This is a genomic window from Rhodanobacter sp. PCA2 (assembly GCF_013620825.1).
Taxonomy (GTDB): Bacteria; Pseudomonadota; Gammaproteobacteria; order Xanthomonadales; family Rhodanobacteraceae; genus Rhodanobacter_A.
On record NZ_NJIC01000033.1, the window covers coordinates 53,077 to 71,033 of the forward strand.

Sequence of the window (17,957 nt, forward strand, 5' to 3'; positions counted from 1 at the left end):
ACGCGCCTGCGGCGCTACGCTCAGGGCGAACGGGGCTGGGTCAGCGCGCAGGATGTACAGGCTCGATCATCGCGTGAGGCGAACGAGCCCAAAAACCGTTCGTGTTGAGCGTAGCGGAACGAAGTTCCGCGCAGTCGAAACACGTCACCGGGCCGAGACCCAAGCCCTTCGACTGCGCACCTTCGGCGCTACGCTCAGGGCGAACGGTGGGGTCTTCGCTCAGGGCGAACGAGGCTGGATCTCCGCGCAGGCCGCACGCCCGAGTGTCACTCGCCGCGCAAACGCACGTCGCCCGGCGCGAGTTCGGCGCGTTCTTCCGCATGCGCCACGTGCTGCTCCTCGAAGAAGCGCTGCACCTGCTGGCACACGACCATGGTGTTCTCGCGCGCCAGCGCCGAGACGAGGAACCAGGGTTCCTTCCAGTCGAGACGGCGCACGATGTCCTCGGCCACGCGCTGGCGTTCGTCTTCGGGCAAGGCGTCGGACTTGTTCAGCACCAGCCAGCGCGGCCGCTCCAGCAGTTCCGGGTTGAACTTCGCCAGCTCGTGCTCGATGGCGCGCACCTGTTCCACCGGATCGGTGTCGTCGATCGGCGCGATGTCGACCAGGTGCAGCAGCAGGCTGGTGCGCGCCACGTGGCGCAGGAACTGGATGCCCAGGCCCGCGCCGTCGGCCGCGCCCTCGATCAGGCCTGGGATGTCGGCGATCACGAAGCTCTGGTCGGTGCCCAGGCTCACCACGCCGAGGTTCGGATGCAGGGTGGTGAACGGGTAATCCGCCACGCGCGGCGTGGCCGCCGACACCGCGCGGATGAAGGTGGACTTGCCCGCGTTCGGAAAACCGAGCAGGCCCACGTCGGCGAGCAGGCGCAGCTCCAGTTTCAGCTCGCGCGACTCGCCCGGCGTACCGTTCGTGAACTGGCGCGGCGCGCGGTTCACCGAGCTCTTGAAGTGGATGTTGCCAAGGCCGCCCTTGCCGCCCTGCGCCACCAGCAGGCGCTGGCCGTGCGCGGTGAGGTCGCCGATGGTTTCGTCGGTGTCGACGTTGGTGACCATGGTGCCCACCGGCACGCGGATCGTGGCGTCCTCGCCGCCCTTGCCGTACATGTCGCTGCCCATGCCGTTCTGGCCGCGCTGCGCCTTGTAGCTGCGCTGGTGGCGGAAATCGACCAGGGTGTTCAGGCCCTCGTCGGCCACCAGCCACACCGAGCCGCCGCTGCCGCCGTCGCCGCCGTCCGGCCCGCCGAACGGGATGAACTTCTCGCGGCGGAAACTCGCGCAGCCGTTGCCGCCGTCGCCGGCCTGGACCTTGATGATTGCTTCGTCGACGAATTTCATGGGTGGGGAGCCGGGATTCGGAGATACGGGATACGGAAAGGCGAGCTGTGGAACATTCGGAACGATACGGCAACGGACTGGCGGGACGCAGCTTTTGCGAATCCCCAATCCCGAATCCCGAATCCCCGCCCTCGAAAAACAAAAGCCCCGCCGAAGCGGGGCCTTCGCTGCAGCTTCGGAAGGGCTCAGCCCTTGACGACGCTGACGAAACGACGGCTGTGCTCGCCGCGGGTCTTGAACTCCACCTTGCCGTCCACCAGGGCGAACAAGGTGTGGTCGCGGCCGAGGCCCACGCCGGTGCCGGCATGGAACTGGGTGCCGCGCTGACGCACGATGATGTTGCCGGCCTCGACGGCCTGGCCGCCGTACACCTTCACGCCCAGGTACTTCGGGTTGGAGTCGCGACCGTTGCGGGACGAACCTACGCCTTTTTTGTGTGCCATGACTGTTTACTCCGGCTGTATCAGGCGTTGATGCCCGTGATCTCGACTTCGGTGAAGTGCTGGCGATGGCCCTGCTGCTTCTTGAAGTGCTTGCGGCGGCGGAACTTGACGATGCGGATCTTGTCGGCGCGGCCGTGCTTGCGCACGGTGGCGGACACGGTGGCGCCAGACACGGTCGGCGCACCGACGGTGATCGACCCGCCTTCGCCAACCAGCAGCACCTGGTCGAAGCTGACCGCGGCGCCTTCCTCGGCGTCCAGCAGCTCCACGCGCAGGACGTCGCCCTGCTGCACGCGGTACTGCTTGCCGCCGGTCTTGATGACTGCGTAACTCATGGGAATGGCCCTTCTGTCGTTATTCTCTTGGGTTCCGTCACGACCTTTCGGGCCGGACGAACCGCGGATTGTAGCCGGCCGGCGGCGCGCTGGTCAAATCCTGACCAGCCGGAAACCCGGCGCGCCGAGATCCGGGTTCCATCGGGCAATAACTAACCTGCCCAGTTTGGTATAGTTCACTTTTTCCCCGTTGCGACCCACGCATGGACACCATCCGCATCCGCGGCGCACGTACGCACAACCTCAAGAACATCGATCTCGACCTGCCGCGCGACCGGTTGATCGTGATCACCGGCCTGTCCGGCTCGGGCAAGAGCTCGCTGGCCTTCGACACGATCTATGCGGAGGGCCAGCGCCGCTACGTGGAATCGCTGTCGGCCTACGCGCGGCAATTCCTGTCGATGATGGAAAAGCCGGACGTCGACCACATCGAGGGTCTGTCGCCGGCGATTTCCATCGAGCAGAAATCCACCTCGCACAACCCGCGCTCCACCGTGGGCACGATCACCGAGGTGTACGACTACCTGCGCCTGCTCTACGCCCGCGTGGGCACGCCGCGCTGCCCCGACCACGGCATCCCGCTGGAGGCGCAGACGGTGAGCCAGATGGTGGACGCCACGCTCGCGCTCGATCCCGAGAAGCGCTGGATGCTGCTGGCCCCGGTGGTGCGCGAGCGCAAGGGCGAACACGTGCAGGTGTTCGAGCAATTGCGCGCGCAGGGCTTCGTGCGCGCCCGCGTGGATGGCGCCGTGTACGACCTCGACGCGGTGCCACCGCTGGGCCTGCGCATCAAGCACACCATCGAGGCGGTGATCGACCGCTTCCGCCCGCGCGACGACATCAAGCAGCGCCTCGCCGAATCCTTCGAGACCGCGCTGCGGCTGGGCGACGGCCTGGTGATCCTGGCCGACATGGACGATCCGTCCGCGAAGGAACAGCTGTTCTCCTCGCGCTATTCCTGCCCGGTGTGCGACTACTCGCTGCCGGAGCTGGAGCCGCGGCTGTTCTCGTTCAACTCGCCGATCGGCGCCTGCCCTTCCTGCGACGGCCTCGGCGTGACCCAGGTGTTCGACCCCGCGCGCGTGGTGGGCCATCCGGAACTGCCGCTGTCCGGCGGCGCGATCCGCGGCTGGGACCGGCGCAATCCGCACTACTTCCAGATGCTGCAGTCGCTGGCCGCGCACTACGGCTTCGACGTGGACACGCCCTGGACCGGCCTGCCCAAGGCCACCCAGCAGGCGATCCTCAACGGCAGCGGCAAGGAGAAGATCGCCTTCCGCTACCTCACCGAGCGCGGCGGCCGGGTGACCCGCGAGCACGCCTTCGAAGGCATCCTGCCGAACCTGGAACGGCGCTACAAGGAAACCGAATCCGCCGCGGTGCGCGAGGAGCTGGCGAAGTACATCAGCGACCATCCCTGCCCCGAGTGCGGAGGCCAGCGCCTGAACCGCTCGGCCCGCAACGTGTTCGTGGCCGACCACGCGCTGCCCGCGCTCACCAACCGCTCCATCGACGACGCGCTGGCGTTCTTCGCGGAACTCACGCTCACCGGCTGGCGCGGCGAGATCGCGGCGAAGATCGTGAAGGAGATCCGCGAGCGCCTCACCTTCCTCAACGACGTGGGCCTCAACTACCTCACGCTGGACCGCCAGGCCGACTCGCTGTCCGGCGGCGAGGCGCAGCGCATCCGTCTCGCCTCGCAGATCGGCGCCGGCCTGGTCGGCGTGATGTACGTGCTGGACGAACCCTCCATCGGCCTGCACCAGCGCGACAACGAGCGCCTGCTCGGCACGCTCACCCGCCTGCGCGACCTCGGCAACACGGTGATCGTGGTCGAGCACGACGAGGACGCCATCCGCATGGCCGACCACGTGCTCGACATCGGCCCCGGCGCCGGCGTGCACGGCGGCGAGGTGGTGGCGCAGGGCACGGTGAAGGACATCCTCGCCTCCAGGCGCTCCGTCACCGGCCAGTTCCTCACCGGCGAGCGCGCCATCGAAGTGCCGAAGCAGCGCCGCCAGCCCAACGACGACGCATACTGGCTGCGCCTGCACGGCGCCAGCGGCAACAACCTCAAGAACGTGGACCTGGACATTCCCGCCGGCCTGTTCACCTGCGTCACCGGCGTCTCCGGCTCGGGCAAGTCGACGCTCGTCAACGACACCTTGTTCCGCCTTGCCGCCAGCGAACTCAACGGCGCCAGCGCGCAGGCCGCGCCGTTCAAGTCGGTGGAAGGCCTGAACCTGTTCGACAAGGTGGTCGACATCGACCAGTCGCCGATCGGCCGCACGCCGCGCTCCAACCCCGCCACCTACACCGGCCTGTTCACGCCGCTGCGCGAACTGTTCGCCCAGGTGCCCGAGGCGCGCGCGCGCGGCTACGAGCCGGGCCGCTTCAGCTTCAACGTGCGCGGCGGCCGCTGCGAGGCCTGCGAGGGCGACGGCATGCTGAAGGTGGAGATGCACTTCCTGCCGGACGTCTACGTGCCCTGCGACGTCTGCCACGGCAAGCGCTACAACCGCGAGACGCTGGAGATCCACTACAAGGGCCACACCATCGCCGACGTCCTCGACATGACGGTGGAGGATGCGCTGAAACTGTTCGAGAACGTGCCCACCATCGCACGCAAGCTCGACACCCTGCGCGCCGTGGGCCTGGACTACATCAAGCTCGGCCAGAGCGCGACCACGCTGTCCGGCGGCGAGGCGCAGCGCGTGAAGCTCTCCAAGGAACTGAGCAAGCGCGACACCGGCAACACGCTGTACATCCTCGACGAGCCCACCACCGGCCTGCACTTCCACGACATCGAGCAACTGCTGGACGTGCTGCACCAGCTCGTCGACCAGGGCAACACCGTGGTGGTGATCGAGCACAACCTCGACGTGATCAAGACCGCCGACTGGATCGTCGACCTCGGCCCCGAAGGCGGCGCCGGCGGCGGCCGCATCCTGGTCGCCGGCACGCCGGAAACCGTGGCCGCCACTCCGGGCTCGCACACCGGGCATTTCCTCGCGCCGCACCTCAAGCCGGCGCGTCCCGCCAAGACCGCCGCCAGGCGCGACAAGACCACCCTCAAGCACATCGCCTCGGCCGACAAGCACAAGCCGATGCGCGGAAAGAAAAAGGCCTCATGAGCAAGATCGAAAACGAATCGCCCAAGCCCGCGCGCCGCAGCAGGAAGGCCGAACCCGCCGCTGCGCCGGCAGCCAGCGATGCTGCGCAAACCGCGCCGCAACCGCTGTTCACCGCCGACATCACCGCGCGCTGGCGCGACCTCGACGCCTTCAACCACGTCAACAACTCCAACTACCTCACCTACCTGGAGGAAGCGCGGCTGCAATGGCTGACGCAGGTGCCCGGCCCGTGGTTCGACGAGCACAGCATGCCGGTGATGGCCGCCGTCCAGCTCAACTACCGCCGCCCCATCGAGTGGCCGGCGCAACTGCACGTGCAGCTCTACTGCGAACGCATCGGCAACAGCTCCATGACCATCGCCCACCGCATCGTGGATGCCGGCGACGCCGGGCGCCTGTACTGCGACGGCAACGTGGTGATGGTGTGGATGGACCCGGCCAACGGCAAACCGGTGCAGCTGCCGCAGGCGATCCGCGACGCGGTGGGCTGAGCCCGAGTCCCGGCAACACGAAAGCACCCGCCGCATCATCTATCGTCTTGCCGACAAGCTGAAACAGCTCCAATGGCGCGGCCATGACCTGTTCCTTGTCGGCCGTCTGTGCGGGCGGCCTCTTGCCGAACGTTGGCGGCTCGGCCCGGATGTCGTCGCTGGATGCCCAGATGCCTGCGTCGATTTCGTTCTGACGCCGCGCCTGGATTTGGTCTTGGGCGTCAGCCATCATCTGACAGGGCTGCAGCTTCGTCTGTTCGTTCCGGATCGCGGCCTGTTCGGTCGCTATGCGGCCCGGCTGCTCCGCAACGGACTTTGGACGATCCGTGCCCAGGCAATAAAACGGAACCGGGTCAGTTGGCTGTCGACGCATGATCAAAACCGGCCCGCTCTACGGGCCAGGACGGATTCACGCCTGCGGCAGCGTTTCAATTGCCGTGCGGCGGCGACGGCAACACACGGTACTCCGCACCCAGGCCCTCGACCGCCAGACGAAGCTGTTCGGCTTGTTGAATATTGCCGATCAACGCCAGGTGCAGCAGCGGCAGGAACTGGCCCTTGAAGGTATCCAGTGCCTTGGCCACCGCGGCACAGGTGACGGAATCATTCTCGCCCCCTACCACCAGATAGGTAGGCGACCGCGCTCCCCGTGCCATGAAGTCGGCGATCTGGCGGGTCGCCAGCGACGTGCCCCTGAACGTCCACGTCGGCGTGTCGCTGAGGGCGTCGTCGGTCGCCGGAACCTCGACATACAGGCTCATCTCCTGGTCGGGAAAAGCTTCGGGCAGCAGCGCTTTTCGTTTCCGGGCGTCATCGGGACCCGGTGACTGCCCGAAAACCGCCAGGGCAAGCAGGCCAAACACGATTGCAATGAAAACGCGTCCCCTCATCAATCATTTCTCCATGACGATCATTGCAATCGAAAACCTGCAAACCATGCAAACAACGCAAACCACGCAAACCAGACAGCAATAGATATTCCCGGGAATGCAGCCACTGCACCGTCGGCGTACAAACTCCCGATGGATCGGGAAAATATCGACAACCGCCGGCGACGCATGAGGCGCCCCAATGAAACGGGAAACGGCCCCGGTTGCTCCCACCGCCCATTATTTCGACGAAAAAAAGCCGACCCGGCTTCCGGAATGAAAATCACATTCCCTTTCGGAGAGAAACGGGGCCCATGATTCGAGCGTGCGACTCATGGAATGACGCTATCGGGCCACTTGTCGACGGAATATCGGACAAGGCCTAAATCTCGGGGAAAGTGCCGTGGCAATCGTGACCCGGGCGGGCGACCACGATCGAGCCGGTGCCGAGCGTGCGCCCCTGTCGAGGCGAGCGCCTCCGTGGCCGTCGCTCATTGCATCGTGGATGCAGGCGGCCGCGAACCGTCGCACTGCGGCAGTCAGGCGGGCCGGGGTGGATGACCCCGGCTCGCAAACCGGTTTCGCCTACTTCACCAGGATCTCGTCCGCGAACAGCCAGGTGTCGGCGGCTCCGCCGGGGAAATCGGCCGGCACGGCAAGGTAGCGAGTCGCGACGACACGAACATAGCGCGCGCTCAGCGGCCTGGTCGCCTTGTACGAGAGGTGGTAATCCAGCGGCGCCGCATCCGAAAAATCGGCTTGCGGCTTATCGACCTGCAGCGTGGTCCAGTGTTGGCCGTCGATGGAGGCGAGGAAGCTCACCTGGCGCGGCGGGAGGATGCGCGATCCGGTGTCGCGCAGGAAGTTCATGCTGATCGAATGGATCGTGGTGGGCTGCTGCAGGTCGACGGTGGCGTCGATGTCGCGGTCGTTCCAGCCCGCCCACCGCCCATCGTGGAAATCGCTGCCGCCCAGCACGCCGTCGATCAGCGCGTCGGCGGCGGCATAGCTTGGCGAAGGCGGCTGGGCGAGGTTCAACGGCTTGCCGGCGGCGAGGTTTTCGACCAAGGCGAAACCGGACGGATCGTCGTAGCGCAGCCCCCGGCGGAACGGCACCACCTTCAGGGTGCCGGCATGCGGCACGGCGACCGTGTCGGTGAACGATGGCGAGTCTGCACCGGGCGTGCTGCCGTCCAGCGTGTAGTGGTTCACCAGGTCGTCGAAGCCGCGTTGCGCCTGCAGCTGCCAGCCACCCTGCGCGTTCGGCGCGATCATGTATTTCACCACGCGACGGTCTTCCGGACCGTAGGCCACCCGCCACGCATCCAGCCGCGGGTACTGCGCCTGCAACCGCTGGTGGAAATCCGCCCAGGCCGCGTCGTCGTGCGCGTCGCCGCGCCACAGGTTCTCGGCCAGCGCGAGCACGCGCGGGTACAGCCTGGACTCGGCGTTGTACGGGTTCGCGCGCTCGCTCCACAACGGCGCCTCGGCGCCCAGCAGTTGCGCGCGGTGCGCCGCGAACACCGCGCGGTTCGCCTCGCGCGACTTCGCACCGTCGCCGCCATCGCCTGCGATGTCGGTGCGGAACACCTGCTGCACGCCCAACCGGTCGGGCAGGCGATCCAGGTAGAACGGGCCGGCGACCACCACGCGGTTGCCGTTCGCCAGCGCCTTGGCCTGCTCGTCCGCACCACGCCAGGCCTCGACGACCGCGTGCGTGTCGGCGCCGCCTTCGAGTATCTCGTCCCAGCCGACCAGGGTCTTGCCCTTGCTTTCGAGATAATGCTGGATGCGCTTGATGAAGTAGCTCTGCAGCCCTTCCTCGTCCTTCAGTCCGAGCTTGCGCATCAGCGCCTGGCAGGATGCGCATTCGTGCCAGTTGCCCTTCGGCACCTCGTCGCCGCCGATGTGCACGTAGGGCGACGGGAACAGCGGCAGCACCTCGCCCAGCACGTTCTCGAGGAAGGTGAAGGTGCCCTCGTTGCCCACGCAGTCGATGTTGCCGTGCACGCCCCAGGCAGTCGTCACCGGCACCTGCTTCTTGCTGCAGGACAGCTCCGGGTAGGCGGCGATCGCCGCCACGCTGTGCCCCGGCATCTCGATCTCGGGAATCACTGTGATGTTGCGCCGGCGCGCGTAGTCCACCACGTCGCGGATCTGCGCCTGCGTGTAGAAACCGCCGTAGCGCGTGCCGTCCATCTCGGTGCGCCACGCGCCCACGCTGGTGAGCTTGGGATAGCGCTTGATCTCGATGCGCCAGCCCTGGTCGTCGGTGAGATGCCAGTGGAAGGTGTTGATCTTGTAGTAGCTCAGCAGGTCGAGCTGCTTCTCGATGAAGTCCACCGGGTAGAAATGCCGGCTGACGTCCAGCATCACGCCGCGCCAGGCATAGGCGGGCGCGTCCTCGATGCGCACGGCCGGAATCTCCACCTGCGCGGCCTTCGCCACCGGCAGCAGCTGGCGCAGCGTCTGCACGCCCCAGAACAGGCCCTTGTCGGTGGATGCGCTGATCGTGACCTGCTGCGGCGTCACCGCGAGCCGGTACGCCTCATCGCCCTGCACGGCGGGATCGAGCTTCAGCACGATGCCGTGCGCGGCGCCGCCCTCGTGCACTGCGATGCCAGTCTGCGCGCGGATCGCCTCGCGCAGGAAGGCGGCGATCTCGCCGCTGCGGGCGTCCTTCGGCGCCTCCACGCGGGTGTGCGCGTCCAGCGTGTAACTGCCTTGTTCTTGTTGCAGGTGCCGGGGTTGGGGAATGATCGCGATGCCGGCCGCCAGGGCCGCCACGGGGAGTAGCGCGGACAAGCCGAGCAGGCATCGCACAAGGACCTTCGACATCAATGCATCCCCTCGCATCTGGACGGAGTCCGCCGCCTTGCACATGCCACGCGCCAGGCAGCGGTCGTGAATCAGGGCAGCCAGTTGCTTGCCGGGGCGTGAACCCTTTGCACCAGCCCGCATAATCACTTGTAAATTATCGTTTCATATGTGCACACTAACGTGCAAGGTCTGATACGCCATGCTGCGCGCGAGCAAGCGGCCACGGTCCCATCGCCCGCCAGACCAACGGCATCCGGCAAGCACCCCGCAATTCAGAGTGAAAACATGACGCATGCCAGCGCAAACGCCGCATTGCATCGCTCCGCGGGAATGCCGCGACGCGAGGCCACCCGGCGGTTGCCGCGGCTGTCCTTCGGCGGCGCGCCGATCGGCAACCTGTATGCGGGCGTGACGGAAAGCGACGCCATCGAGACCGTGCAGCACGCCTTGCAATCGGGCGTCCGCCACTTCGACACGGCCCCGTATTACGGCTATGGCCTGAGCGAAACCCGCCTAGGCGCGGCGCTGGCGGGCACTCCACGCAGCGACTACAGCCTGTCGACCAAGGTCGGCCGCCTGCTGCTGGATGCCGACGCCAGCCAGCCGGCGCCCGACGACGGCTTCGCGGTAAGCGGGCGCCGGGCCGTGTTCGACTACAGCCGCGACGGCGTGATGCGCTCGCTGGAATCCAGCCTGCGCCGGCTCGGCACCGACCACGTCGAGATCCTGCTGCTGCACGACATCGGCGCGCTGACCCATGGCGTGCGCCATCCCGCCGTCCTGCGCCAGGCCCTGGACGAGGCGCTGCCGGCGATGGCCGAGCTGCGCAGCCAGGGCGTCTGCAAGGCGATCGGCCTGGGCGTCAACGAGCAGGACGTGTGCCTGCAGGTGATGCCGGAATTCGCGCTGGACGTGATCATGCTGGCCGGCCGCTACACCTTGTTCGAGCAGCGCCACAGCGCGCCGCTGATGGCCGAGGCGGTGCAGCGCAACGTCGCCGTGATGGCGGCCGGCCCCTACAACTCCGGCCTGCTCGGCGCAGACGACGCACCGGGCGCCACCTACAACTACGCCCCGGCCGACGCCGCCACCCGCGCCCGCGCGCAGCGCTACTACGACCTGTGCAGCCGTCTGGGCACCACGGTCGGCGCCGCCGCACTGCAGTTCCCGCTGGCGCATCCCGCGGTCGCCACCGTGGTCTGCGGCCTGCGTTCGCCGGACGAGGTCGACAGCGCCGTGCGACGCATGCAGGCGCCCTTGCCGCCGGCGTTGTGGGACGAGCTGCGCCAGTCCGATCTGCTCGATGCCAGCGCGAGCACGCCGTGAAGTGCGCGCCATGCACCTGATCGACGCCCATCGGCACTACTGGCGCACGGATCGCGGCGACTACGCATGGCTGCGCGACGCGGACCCCGCGCTGCAGCGCGACTTCCTGCCCGCCGACCTGGCGGCGCAGCAGGCGGCCGCGGGCGTGACCGGCAGCGTGCTGGTGCAGGCGGCGGCGACCGAGGCGGAAACGCGCTACCTGTTCGAGCTGGCGCGCGCCGACCCCGGCATCCTGGGCGTGGTCGGCTGGGTCGATTTCGAGGCGCCCGATGCCGCCCTGCGCATCCGCGCGCTGGCCCGCGACGGCGAGGGCCTGCTGCTGGGCTTGCGGCCGATGGCGCAGGACCACCCCGATCCGGGCTGGCTGGCGCGTCCGGCGCTGGACGCGGCGTTCGGCTGCCTGCAGGAACTGGAGCTGGGCTTCGACGCCCTGGTCCGGCCGGCGCAATTGCCGGCATTGCGGCGACGGCTGCAGCGCGAACCGGAGCTGCGCGCCGTGCTCGACCACGCCGGCAAGCCCGACATCGTGCACGACGGTTTCGACGACTGGGCCGCCCGCATCCACGAGCTGGCCGAGTTGCCCAAGATCTGCTGCAAGTTCTCCGGCCTGCTCACCGAACTCGCCCCCGGCATGTCGCCCGATGCGCTCGATCGCTGGGTCGCCCATCTGTTCGCATGCTTCGGCCCCGCACGATTGATCTGGGGCAGCGACTGGCCGGTGCTCACGCTGCGCGGCAGCTACGCGGAGTGGCTGGAGCTGGCCCGCGCGCTGGTGCAGCGGCATGCGCCACATGCGCTGGAACGCGTGTTCAGCCGCAACGCGCTGGCGTTCTACCGGCCGCGCCGCACCCATGCCCAACGCGAGGCAGCCGGAAGCCACCCATGAACCCGCCGACCACACCGGAACCACGCACATGAACGGACGACTCCACGGCAAGCACGCCCTCGTCACCGCAGCCGGCGCCGGCATCGGCCGCGCCACCGCCCTGGCGTTCGCACGCGAAGGCGCGCAGGTGATCGCCACCGACATCGACGACGCCGCGCTGGCCAGCCTCGCGCATGAACACCCGGCGATCGCCGCGCAGCGGCTGGACGTCACCCGCGCCGAGGACATCCGTGCCGTGATCGAAGCCCACCCGGTGATCGACGCGCTGTTCAACTGTGCCGGCTACGTGCACGCCGGCACCATCCTGGACACCGACGAGGCGAGCTGGCAGCGCTCGTTCCGCATCAACGTGGACAGCATGTACTGGCTGTGCCGCGCGGTGCTGCCGGGCATGCTGGAACGCGGCGGCGGCAGCATCATCAACATGTCCTCGGTGGCGTCCAGCATCAAGGGCGTGCCGAACCGCTTCGCCTACGGCGCCACCAAGGCGGCGGTGATCGGCCTGACCCGCTCCGTCGCCGCGGATTTCGTGGGACGCGGCGTGCGCTGCAATGCGATTTGTCCCGGCACGGTGAAGACGCCGTCGCTGGGCGAGCGCGTGCGCGCGCTGGGCGGCGACGAGCAGGCGGTGTGGCGAAGCTTCGCCGACCGCCAGCGCGGCGATCTCTTCGGGCGTGCCCAGGCGCCCCATCGGCTGGCGGTCTACCTCGCCTCGGACGAGTCCTCCTTCACCACCGGCACCGTCCACGTGGTGGACGGCGGCTGGTCCAATTGATGCCAGGGGAAACAACACCGCCATGAAACTGGTTCGTTACGGAGCCGCCGGCCGCGAGCGGCCCGGCCTGATCGACGCGCAGGGCAAGCTGCGCGACCTCTCCGGCCACGTCGGCGACATCGACGCCGCAACCCTGGTCCGCACCGGTCGCGCACGGCTCGCCGCGATCGATCCGGCCAGCCTCCCGCAGGTCGCCGGCACGCCCCGCCACGGCGCGCCGGTGGCGCACACCGGCAAGATGATCTGCGTGGGCCTGAACTACTCCGACCACGCCGCCGAAACCGGCGCGGAGCCGCCCGAGCAACCCATCCTGTTCATGAAGGCGACCAGCGCCATCATGGGGCCGAACGACGACGTGATCATCCCGAAGGGTTCGGTGAAGACCGACTGGGAAGTCGAGCTCGGCGTGGTGATCGGCGACACCGCGCGCAACGTGGCGGTGGAGGATGCGCTGGCCCACGTCGCGGGCTACCTGGTGGTGAACGACCTGTCCGAGCGCGCGTTCCAGCTCGAACACGGCGGCCAGTGGATGAAGGGCAAGTGCTGCGACACGTTCGGCCCGGTCGGCCCGTGGCTGGTCACCGCCGACGAGGTGCCCGACCCGCAGAACCTTGGGCTGTGGCTGGAGGTCAACGGCCATCGCCACCAGCACAGCAACACCCGCAACATGATCTTCGGCGTGGCCGAGCTGGTGAGCTACATCAGCCGCTACATGAGCCTGCAGCCCGGCGACATCATCAGCACCGGCACCCCGCCGGGCGTGGGTCTGGGCCAGAAGCCGCCGCTGTACCTGCGTCCCGGCGACACCATGGAGCTGGGCATCGACGGCCTCGGCCGGCAACGCCAGCGCACCGTCGCCTTCGACGCCGGGGCGTCCGCATGAACCAGCCCGCCTCGTTCCCCGGCCCGCGTCCCGCGCGCATCGTGGCGCTGGACACGCTCGACGTGCGCTTTCCGACCTCGCGCGACCTGGACGGCTCGGATGCGATGAACCCCGACCCGGACTACTCGGCCGCCTGCGTCACGCTGCGCACCGACGATCCGGCGCTGTGCGGCTACGGCTTCGTGTTCACCATCGGCCGCGGCAACGAGGTGCAGACGGCCGCGCTGGCCGCGCTGGCCGGGCACGTCGCGGGCCTGTCCGTCGACGCGCTGGTGCACGACCTCGGCGGCTTCGCCCGCCGCCTCGCCGGCGACTCGCAGCTGCGCTGGCTGGGCCCCGAGAAGGGCGTGATGCACATGGCGATAGGCGCGGTGGTCAACGCGGCCTGGGACCTGGCCGCGCGCCACGCCGGCAAGCCGCTGTGGCGCTTCATCGCGGAGCTGCCGCCGGAGGACATCGTCGCCGCCGTCGACTTCCGCTACCTCAGCGACGCGCTCACCCCGGACGAGGCGCTGCAGCTGCTGCGCGCCGCCGCGCCGGAGCGGCAACGGCGCATCGAGCAGTTGCTGGCCGAAGGCTACCCCGCCTACACCACCTCGCCGGGCTGGCTGGGCTACGGCGACGAGAAAATGCAGCGGCTGGCCCGCGAGGCGGTCGCCGAAGGCTTCCACACGATCAAGCTCAAGGTGGGCCTGGACGCGGCGGACGACGTGCGGCGCTGCCGCCTGGCGCGCGAGGCGGTCGGCCCCGACATCGCGATCGCGATCGACGCGAACCAGCGCTGGGACGTGCCGGACGCGATCGGCTGGCTGCAGCAGCTCGCCGCGTTCGACATCGCCTGGATCGAGGAGCCGACCAGCCCCGACGACATCCTCGGCCACGCGGCGATCCGGCGCGCGGTCGCGCCGATGCCGGTCTCCACCGGCGAACACACCCAGAACCGGGTGATGTTCAAGCAGCTGTTCCAGGCCGGCGCCGTCGACCTGGTGCAGATCGACGCGGCCCGCGTGGGCGGCGTCAACGAGAACCTGGCGATCCTGCTGCTGGCGGCCAAGTTCGGCGTACGCGTGTTCCCCCACGCCGGCGGCGTGGGCCTGTGCGAACTGGTGCAGCACCTGGCGATGGCCGACTTCGTGGCGATCAGCGGCAGCAAGGAAGACCGCGCCATCGAGTTCGTCGACCACCTGCACGAGCACTTCGTCGATCCGGTGGTGGTGCGCGATGGCCGCTACCGCGCGCCGCTCGCGCCGGGCTTTTCCGCGCAGATGAAGCCCGCGTCGTTGCGCGACTATGCATTCCCGCACGGCCGGGCGTGGCAAACCTGACAGACCGGAGCAAGGCGATGAAGATGCCGCGTCGATTCGTGAAATCCGCCTTCGCCTGCGCGCTCGTCGCGGCATGCCACATGGCGTACGCTGCGACGCCGACGGGCACCGGCGCGCATCCCGTCGCGTCCATACAGGACACCGAAACGCCGGCGCAGCGCGACGCGCGCATGGCCTGGTGGCGCGCGGCGCGCTACGGCATGTTCATCCACTGGGGCGTGTACGCGGTCCCGGCCGGCGTCTGGCACGGCAAGCCGGTCGACGGCGCGGGCGAATGGATCATGCACGACGCGCGCATCCCGGTGGCCGACTACCAGCAACTCCCCGCGCAATTCGACCCCACGCGGTTCGACGCGCACGCTTGGGTGTCGCTCGCCAAGGCCGCGGGCATGAAGTACATCGTGATCACCGCCAAGCACCACGACGGTTTCGCGATGTTCGACTCGAAGGCGAGCGCGTTCAACATCGTCGACGCCACGCCGTTCAAGCGCGATCCGCTGCGCGAGCTGGCCGACGAGGCGCAGCGGCAGGGCATCAGGTTCGGCCTCTACTACTCGCAGGACCAGGACTGGACCGCGCCGGGCGGCGCCGCGTTCGGCGGCCACTGGGACAAGGCGCAGGACGGCGACTTCGCCACCTACCTGCACACCAAGGCGATCCCGCAGATCAGGGAACTGCTGGAGAAGTACCACCCGGCCGTACTGTGGTTCGACACGCCCACCCCCGACATGACCCCGCAACTGGCGGCGGAGATCGTGAAGCTGCTCGACCGCTATCCGCAGCTGATCTGGAACAACCGGCTCGGCGGCGGCTACCCGGGCGACACCGAGACGCCCGAGCAGCACATCCCGCCGCAGGGCTTTCCCGGCAAGGACTGGGAAACCTGCATGACGATCAACGGCACCTGGGGCTACAAGTCGAACGACACCGACTTCAAGTCCACCACCGTGCTGCTGCACAACCTGGTCGACATCGCCAGCAAGGGCGGCAACTACCTGCTCAACGTGGGCCCCGATGCGCAGGGCGTGATCCCGCCGCCCGAGGCGGAGCGTCTGCAGGCCATCGGCCAGTGGCTCAAGGTCAACGGCGAGTCGATCTACGGGACCGGCCCCACGCCGTTCGCCGATCCGCATGGCCGCTATTCGGCCACGCAGAAGGATGCCAGCGGCAAGCCCGCGTGGGTGCCGACCTGGGATTGGCGCGCCACGCGCCGGCCGGGCAAGGTCTACATCCACCTGTTCGAATGGCCCACCGGTGCGTTCCACCTCGCCGACGCGAAGCTCCACGCCACCGGTGCCTACCTGCTCGCCGATCCGCGGCACACGCCGCTCGCGTTCGCGCAACACGGCGCGCAGCTGGACGTGCAGTTGCCGGCGAAGCCGCTGGACCCCATCGACACCGTGCTGGTCATCACGACCGCGGACCCGGTCCCGCGCTGACGTTCAGCCGTCGGCGCCACCGCTCCGTGGTGTCGTGCTGCTGCCGGCCAGCGCTTCCTTGAGCGAGAAGATCCCGCGCATGGGCACCCACTTCTCGCCGGGCCGCGCCCACGGCAGGCGCTGCTGGTAGCGGTCCATCAGCCCCTCCCACGCCTGCACGCGCGGATTGTCCGCATCGGTCGCCCGCCGGCTCCCGGCGTCGTAGCCGTCGGGCACCTGCACCACCATCACCAGCCGGTTGCCGGTGCGGAAGATCTCCATGTCCTCGATCCCCGCGGCGCGGATCGAGGCGACGACCTCGGGCCAGACCACGCCGGGCCGGTGCCAGTCCTCGTACTCGGCGATGGCCGCCGGGTCGTCGCGCAGGTCCAGGGCGTAGTAGAGGCGCGGCATCAGGTTCGCGCCCCGCGCGCGTGCGGCAGGCGCCGCCAGGCGAACCACAGCACCACCGCGAAGCTCAGCGCCGGCACCGCCAGCGCGCGCGCGATGCCGGCGACGTCCGACACCGCGCCCATCGCCGCGGTCAGCACCGCGCCGCCGATGATGGTCATCACCAGCAGGGCCGAGCCTAGCTTGCGCTCGTCGTCGTCGCGACCCTCCACGCCCAGCGCGAAGATGGTCGGGTACATCACCGACATGAAGAAGCTGCAGGCCACCAGCGCGCAGGCGCCGTCGCGGCCGGGGTACAGCAGCGCGCACAGGGTGAGCACGATGTTGATCGCGGCGAACGCCAGCAGCAGCCGCACCGGCGCCAGGTATTTCATCAGCGCGGTGCCCACGAAACGCCCGCCCATGAAGCACACCAGTCCCGCAGTGAGGAAGTTCGCCGCCGCCTGCGCCGAGGTGCCGGGCATGCTCGCCTGCACGTAGCGGATGGTGTAGCTCCACACGCCGACCTGGGCGCCCACGTAGAAGAACTGCGCCGCCATCGCGCTGGTGAAATTCCGGTCGCGCAGCAGCCGCGCCAGCGCGCCGTCGCGCCCGGTGACCCGCGTGGCCAGTTCGTGCGGCGCAGCCACCGCGGGGAAGCGCGCCAGCAGCACCAGCGCCGCCCAGCCCAGCACCACCAGACCTATGCACAGGTACGGCCACTGCACCGCGTGCGTCGCCTCCGCGTAGTACGCGGCGCGTTCCGCGGCGCCCATCGCCGCCAGTCGCTGCGGCGTGTGTTCCACGCCCGACAGGATGAAGTGCTGGCCGATCAGGATGCCGGCGATCGAGCCCAGCGGGTTGAAGGCCTGCGCGAAGTTGAGCCGGCGCGCGGCGCTTTCGCGCGGTCCCAGCATGGTCATCAGCGGATTCGCCGAGGTCTCCAGGAAGGCCAGCCCGGCTGCGATCACGAACAGGCCGAACAGGAACATGCCGTAGGTGCGCATCTCCGCGGCCGGCCAGAACAGCAGCGCGCCCGCGCCATACAGCACCAGGCCCAGCACCACCGCCTGCCTGTAGCCGAAGCGGCGCATGAACATCGCCGCCGGCATCGCCACCAGGAAGTAGCCGAGGTAGAACGCGCTCTGCACCAGGCCGGCCTGGAAATCGTTCAGCACGAACGCCTTCTTGAACTGGGCGATCAGCACGTCGTTGAGGTTGTTCGCGCCGCCCCACAGGAAGAACAGGCTGACGATCAGGAACAGCGGCACCCACCGCCGCACGCCTGTCGGCACGCTGGCTGCCGCCGTCGCGGGGACCTCGGTCGTCACTTGCGCATCCACCCTTCCATGCCCTCCATTGCGTAGCGCGGGTATTCGAATATGCGCGGCCGGGAGTGGGCGCGCGTTAGCTCAAATATGAAACCCGTATTTACTTGTATGACCAAGACGCACTGCAACATGTGCGTCAACGTTACGCATGACACATGACCCGCCCCGGGGCAATCTACGAACCTTCCGGGCAT

At 68.5% G+C, this 17,957-nt stretch carries 15 protein-coding genes and 1 pseudogene; 8 read left to right on the forward strand and 8 right to left on the reverse strand.

Features of this window, described 5'->3' with window-relative positions:
• Nucleotides 1–266: 266 nt before the first annotated feature.
• The 3 genes from cgtA to rplU form a co-directional block, all read right to left on the reverse strand.
• Complete coding sequence (cgtA, locus tag PCA_RS11235; RefSeq protein WP_181302704.1) at nt 267–1,337, reverse strand: Obg family GTPase CgtA; 1,071 nt, start codon at nt 1,335–1,337, stop codon at nt 267–269.
• 185 nt (nt 1,338–1,522) lie between these two features.
• Nucleotides 1,523–1,780 carry a 50S ribosomal protein L27 gene (rpmA, locus tag PCA_RS11240; protein WP_181302705.1) on the reverse strand — a complete coding sequence of 86 codons (258 nt, stop codon included), beginning with the start codon at nt 1,778–1,780 and terminating at the stop codon, nt 1,523–1,525.
• Nucleotides 1,781–1,800: 20 nt separating this feature from the next.
• Complete coding sequence (rplU, locus tag PCA_RS11245; protein ID WP_181302706.1) at nt 1,801–2,115, reverse strand: 50S ribosomal protein L21; 315 nt, start codon at nt 2,113–2,115, stop codon at nt 1,801–1,803.
• 203 nt (nt 2,116–2,318) lie between these two features.
• On the opposite strand from rplU, the gene uvrA reads away from it, so the two are divergent.
• Together uvrA and PCA_RS11255 are read left to right on the forward strand one after the other, a co-directional pair.
• Nucleotides 2,319–5,249, forward strand: coding sequence for an excinuclease ABC subunit UvrA (uvrA, locus tag PCA_RS11250; protein ID WP_181302707.1), 2,931 nt, complete (start codon nt 2,319–2,321; stop codon nt 5,247–5,249).
• Nucleotides 5,246–5,740, forward strand: a complete 495-nt coding sequence (locus PCA_RS11255; RefSeq protein ID WP_181302708.1) for a thioesterase family protein — start codon at nt 5,246–5,248, stop codon at nt 5,738–5,740. Before uvrA ends, PCA_RS11255 begins: the two co-directional genes overlap by 4 nt.
• A gap of 202 nt (nt 5,741–5,942) precedes the next feature.
• Here PCA_RS11255 and PCA_RS11260 read toward each other — a convergent pair.
• From PCA_RS11260 to PCA_RS11270, 3 genes and pseudogenes are all read right to left on the reverse strand, one after another.
• A pseudogene (locus PCA_RS11260) lies at nt 5,943–6,113 on the reverse strand (type IV secretion system protein); the annotation flags it as partial.
• A 55-nt stretch (nt 6,114–6,168) separates the two neighbouring features.
• Nucleotides 6,169–6,630: a hypothetical protein gene (locus tag PCA_RS11265; protein WP_181302709.1), complete on the reverse strand. Its 462-nt coding sequence runs from the start codon at nt 6,628–6,630 to the stop codon at nt 6,169–6,171.
• A gap of 564 nt (nt 6,631–7,194) precedes the next feature.
• A complete protein-coding gene (locus PCA_RS11270) occupies nt 7,195–9,447 on the reverse strand; it encodes a family 20 glycosylhydrolase (protein WP_181302710.1) in 2,253 nt (750 codons plus the stop codon).
• Nucleotides 9,448–9,759: 312 nt separating this feature from the next.
• On the opposite strand from PCA_RS11270, the gene PCA_RS11275 reads away from it, so the two are divergent.
• From PCA_RS11275 to PCA_RS11300, 6 genes are all read left to right on the forward strand, one after another.
• Nucleotides 9,760–10,755 (forward strand): aldo/keto reductase, encoded by a 996-nt coding sequence (locus PCA_RS11275; protein ID WP_181302711.1) that lies wholly within the window; start codon nt 9,760–9,762, stop codon nt 10,753–10,755.
• Nucleotides 10,756–10,765: 10 nt separating this feature from the next.
• The gene (locus PCA_RS11280) at nt 10,766–11,641 is read left to right on the forward strand and encodes an amidohydrolase family protein (protein WP_181302712.1); all 876 of its coding nucleotides are present in this window, start codon (nt 10,766–10,768) and stop codon (nt 11,639–11,641) included.
• 28 nt (nt 11,642–11,669) lie between these two features.
• Nucleotides 11,670–12,416: an SDR family oxidoreductase gene (locus PCA_RS11285; RefSeq protein ID WP_181302713.1), complete on the forward strand. Its 747-nt coding sequence runs from the start codon at nt 11,670–11,672 to the stop codon at nt 12,414–12,416.
• Nucleotides 12,417–12,438: 22 nt separating this feature from the next.
• Nucleotides 12,439–13,299, forward strand: a complete 861-nt coding sequence (locus PCA_RS11290) for a fumarylacetoacetate hydrolase family protein (protein WP_181302714.1) — start codon at nt 12,439–12,441, stop codon at nt 13,297–13,299.
• Complete coding sequence (locus PCA_RS11295) at nt 13,296–14,624, forward strand: enolase C-terminal domain-like protein (protein ID WP_181302715.1); 1,329 nt, start codon at nt 13,296–13,298, stop codon at nt 14,622–14,624. Before PCA_RS11290 ends, PCA_RS11295 begins: the two co-directional genes overlap by 4 nt.
• 80 nt (nt 14,625–14,704) lie before the next feature.
• A complete protein-coding gene (locus PCA_RS11300) occupies nt 14,705–16,063 on the forward strand; it encodes an alpha-L-fucosidase (RefSeq protein WP_181302716.1) in 1,359 nt (452 codons plus the stop codon).
• 3 nt (nt 16,064–16,066) lie between these two features.
• Here PCA_RS11300 and PCA_RS11305 read toward each other — a convergent pair whose 3' ends face one another.
• Together PCA_RS11305 and fucP are read right to left on the reverse strand one after the other, a co-directional pair.
• On the reverse strand, nt 16,067–16,456 hold the full coding sequence (locus tag PCA_RS11305) for an L-rhamnose mutarotase (RefSeq protein WP_181302717.1): 390 nt from the start codon (nt 16,454–16,456) through the stop codon (nt 16,067–16,069).
• Nucleotides 16,456–17,727: an L-fucose:H+ symporter permease gene (gene fucP / locus PCA_RS11310; RefSeq protein ID WP_181302796.1), complete on the reverse strand. Its 1,272-nt coding sequence runs from the start codon at nt 17,725–17,727 to the stop codon at nt 16,456–16,458. Before fucP ends, PCA_RS11305 begins: the two co-directional genes overlap by 1 nt.
• Between the last annotated feature and the right edge of the window lie 230 nt (nt 17,728–17,957).

Coding starts and splice junctions, on each gene's coding strand:
- PCA_RS11275 (WP_181302711.1), top strand. CDS start 9,760: ATGCCGCGACGCGAGGCCACCCGGCGGTTGCCGCGGCTGTCCTTCGGC.
- PCA_RS11265 (WP_181302709.1), bottom strand. CDS start 6,630: ATGAGGGGACGCGTTTTCATTGCAATCGTGTTTGGCCTGCTTGCCCTG.
- PCA_RS11295 (WP_181302715.1), top strand. CDS start 13,296: ATGAACCAGCCCGCCTCGTTCCCCGGCCCGCGTCCCGCGCGCATCGTG.
- PCA_RS11305 (WP_181302717.1), bottom strand. CDS start 16,456: ATGCCGCGCCTCTACTACGCCCTGGACCTGCGCGACGACCCGGCGGCC.
- PCA_RS11280 (WP_181302712.1), top strand. CDS start 10,766: ATGCACCTGATCGACGCCCATCGGCACTACTGGCGCACGGATCGCGGC.
- PCA_RS11300 (WP_181302716.1), top strand. CDS start 14,705: ATGGCGTACGCTGCGACGCCGACGGGCACCGGCGCGCATCCCGTCGCG.
- uvrA (WP_181302707.1), top strand. CDS start 2,319: ATGGACACCATCCGCATCCGCGGCGCACGTACGCACAACCTCAAGAAC.
- PCA_RS11270 (WP_181302710.1), bottom strand. CDS start 9,447: ATGTCGAAGGTCCTTGTGCGATGCCTGCTCGGCTTGTCCGCGCTACTC.
- PCA_RS11285 (WP_181302713.1), top strand. CDS start 11,670: ATGAACGGACGACTCCACGGCAAGCACGCCCTCGTCACCGCAGCCGGC.
- cgtA (WP_181302704.1), bottom strand. CDS start 1,337: ATGAAATTCGTCGACGAAGCAATCATCAAGGTCCAGGCCGGCGACGGC.
- rpmA (WP_181302705.1), bottom strand. CDS start 1,780: ATGGCACACAAAAAAGGCGTAGGTTCGTCCCGCAACGGTCGCGACTCC.
- rplU (WP_181302706.1), bottom strand. CDS start 2,115: ATGAGTTACGCAGTCATCAAGACCGGCGGCAAGCAGTACCGCGTGCAG.
- PCA_RS11255 (WP_181302708.1), top strand. CDS start 5,246: ATGAGCAAGATCGAAAACGAATCGCCCAAGCCCGCGCGCCGCAGCAGG.
- PCA_RS11290 (WP_181302714.1), top strand. CDS start 12,439: ATGAAACTGGTTCGTTACGGAGCCGCCGGCCGCGAGCGGCCCGGCCTG.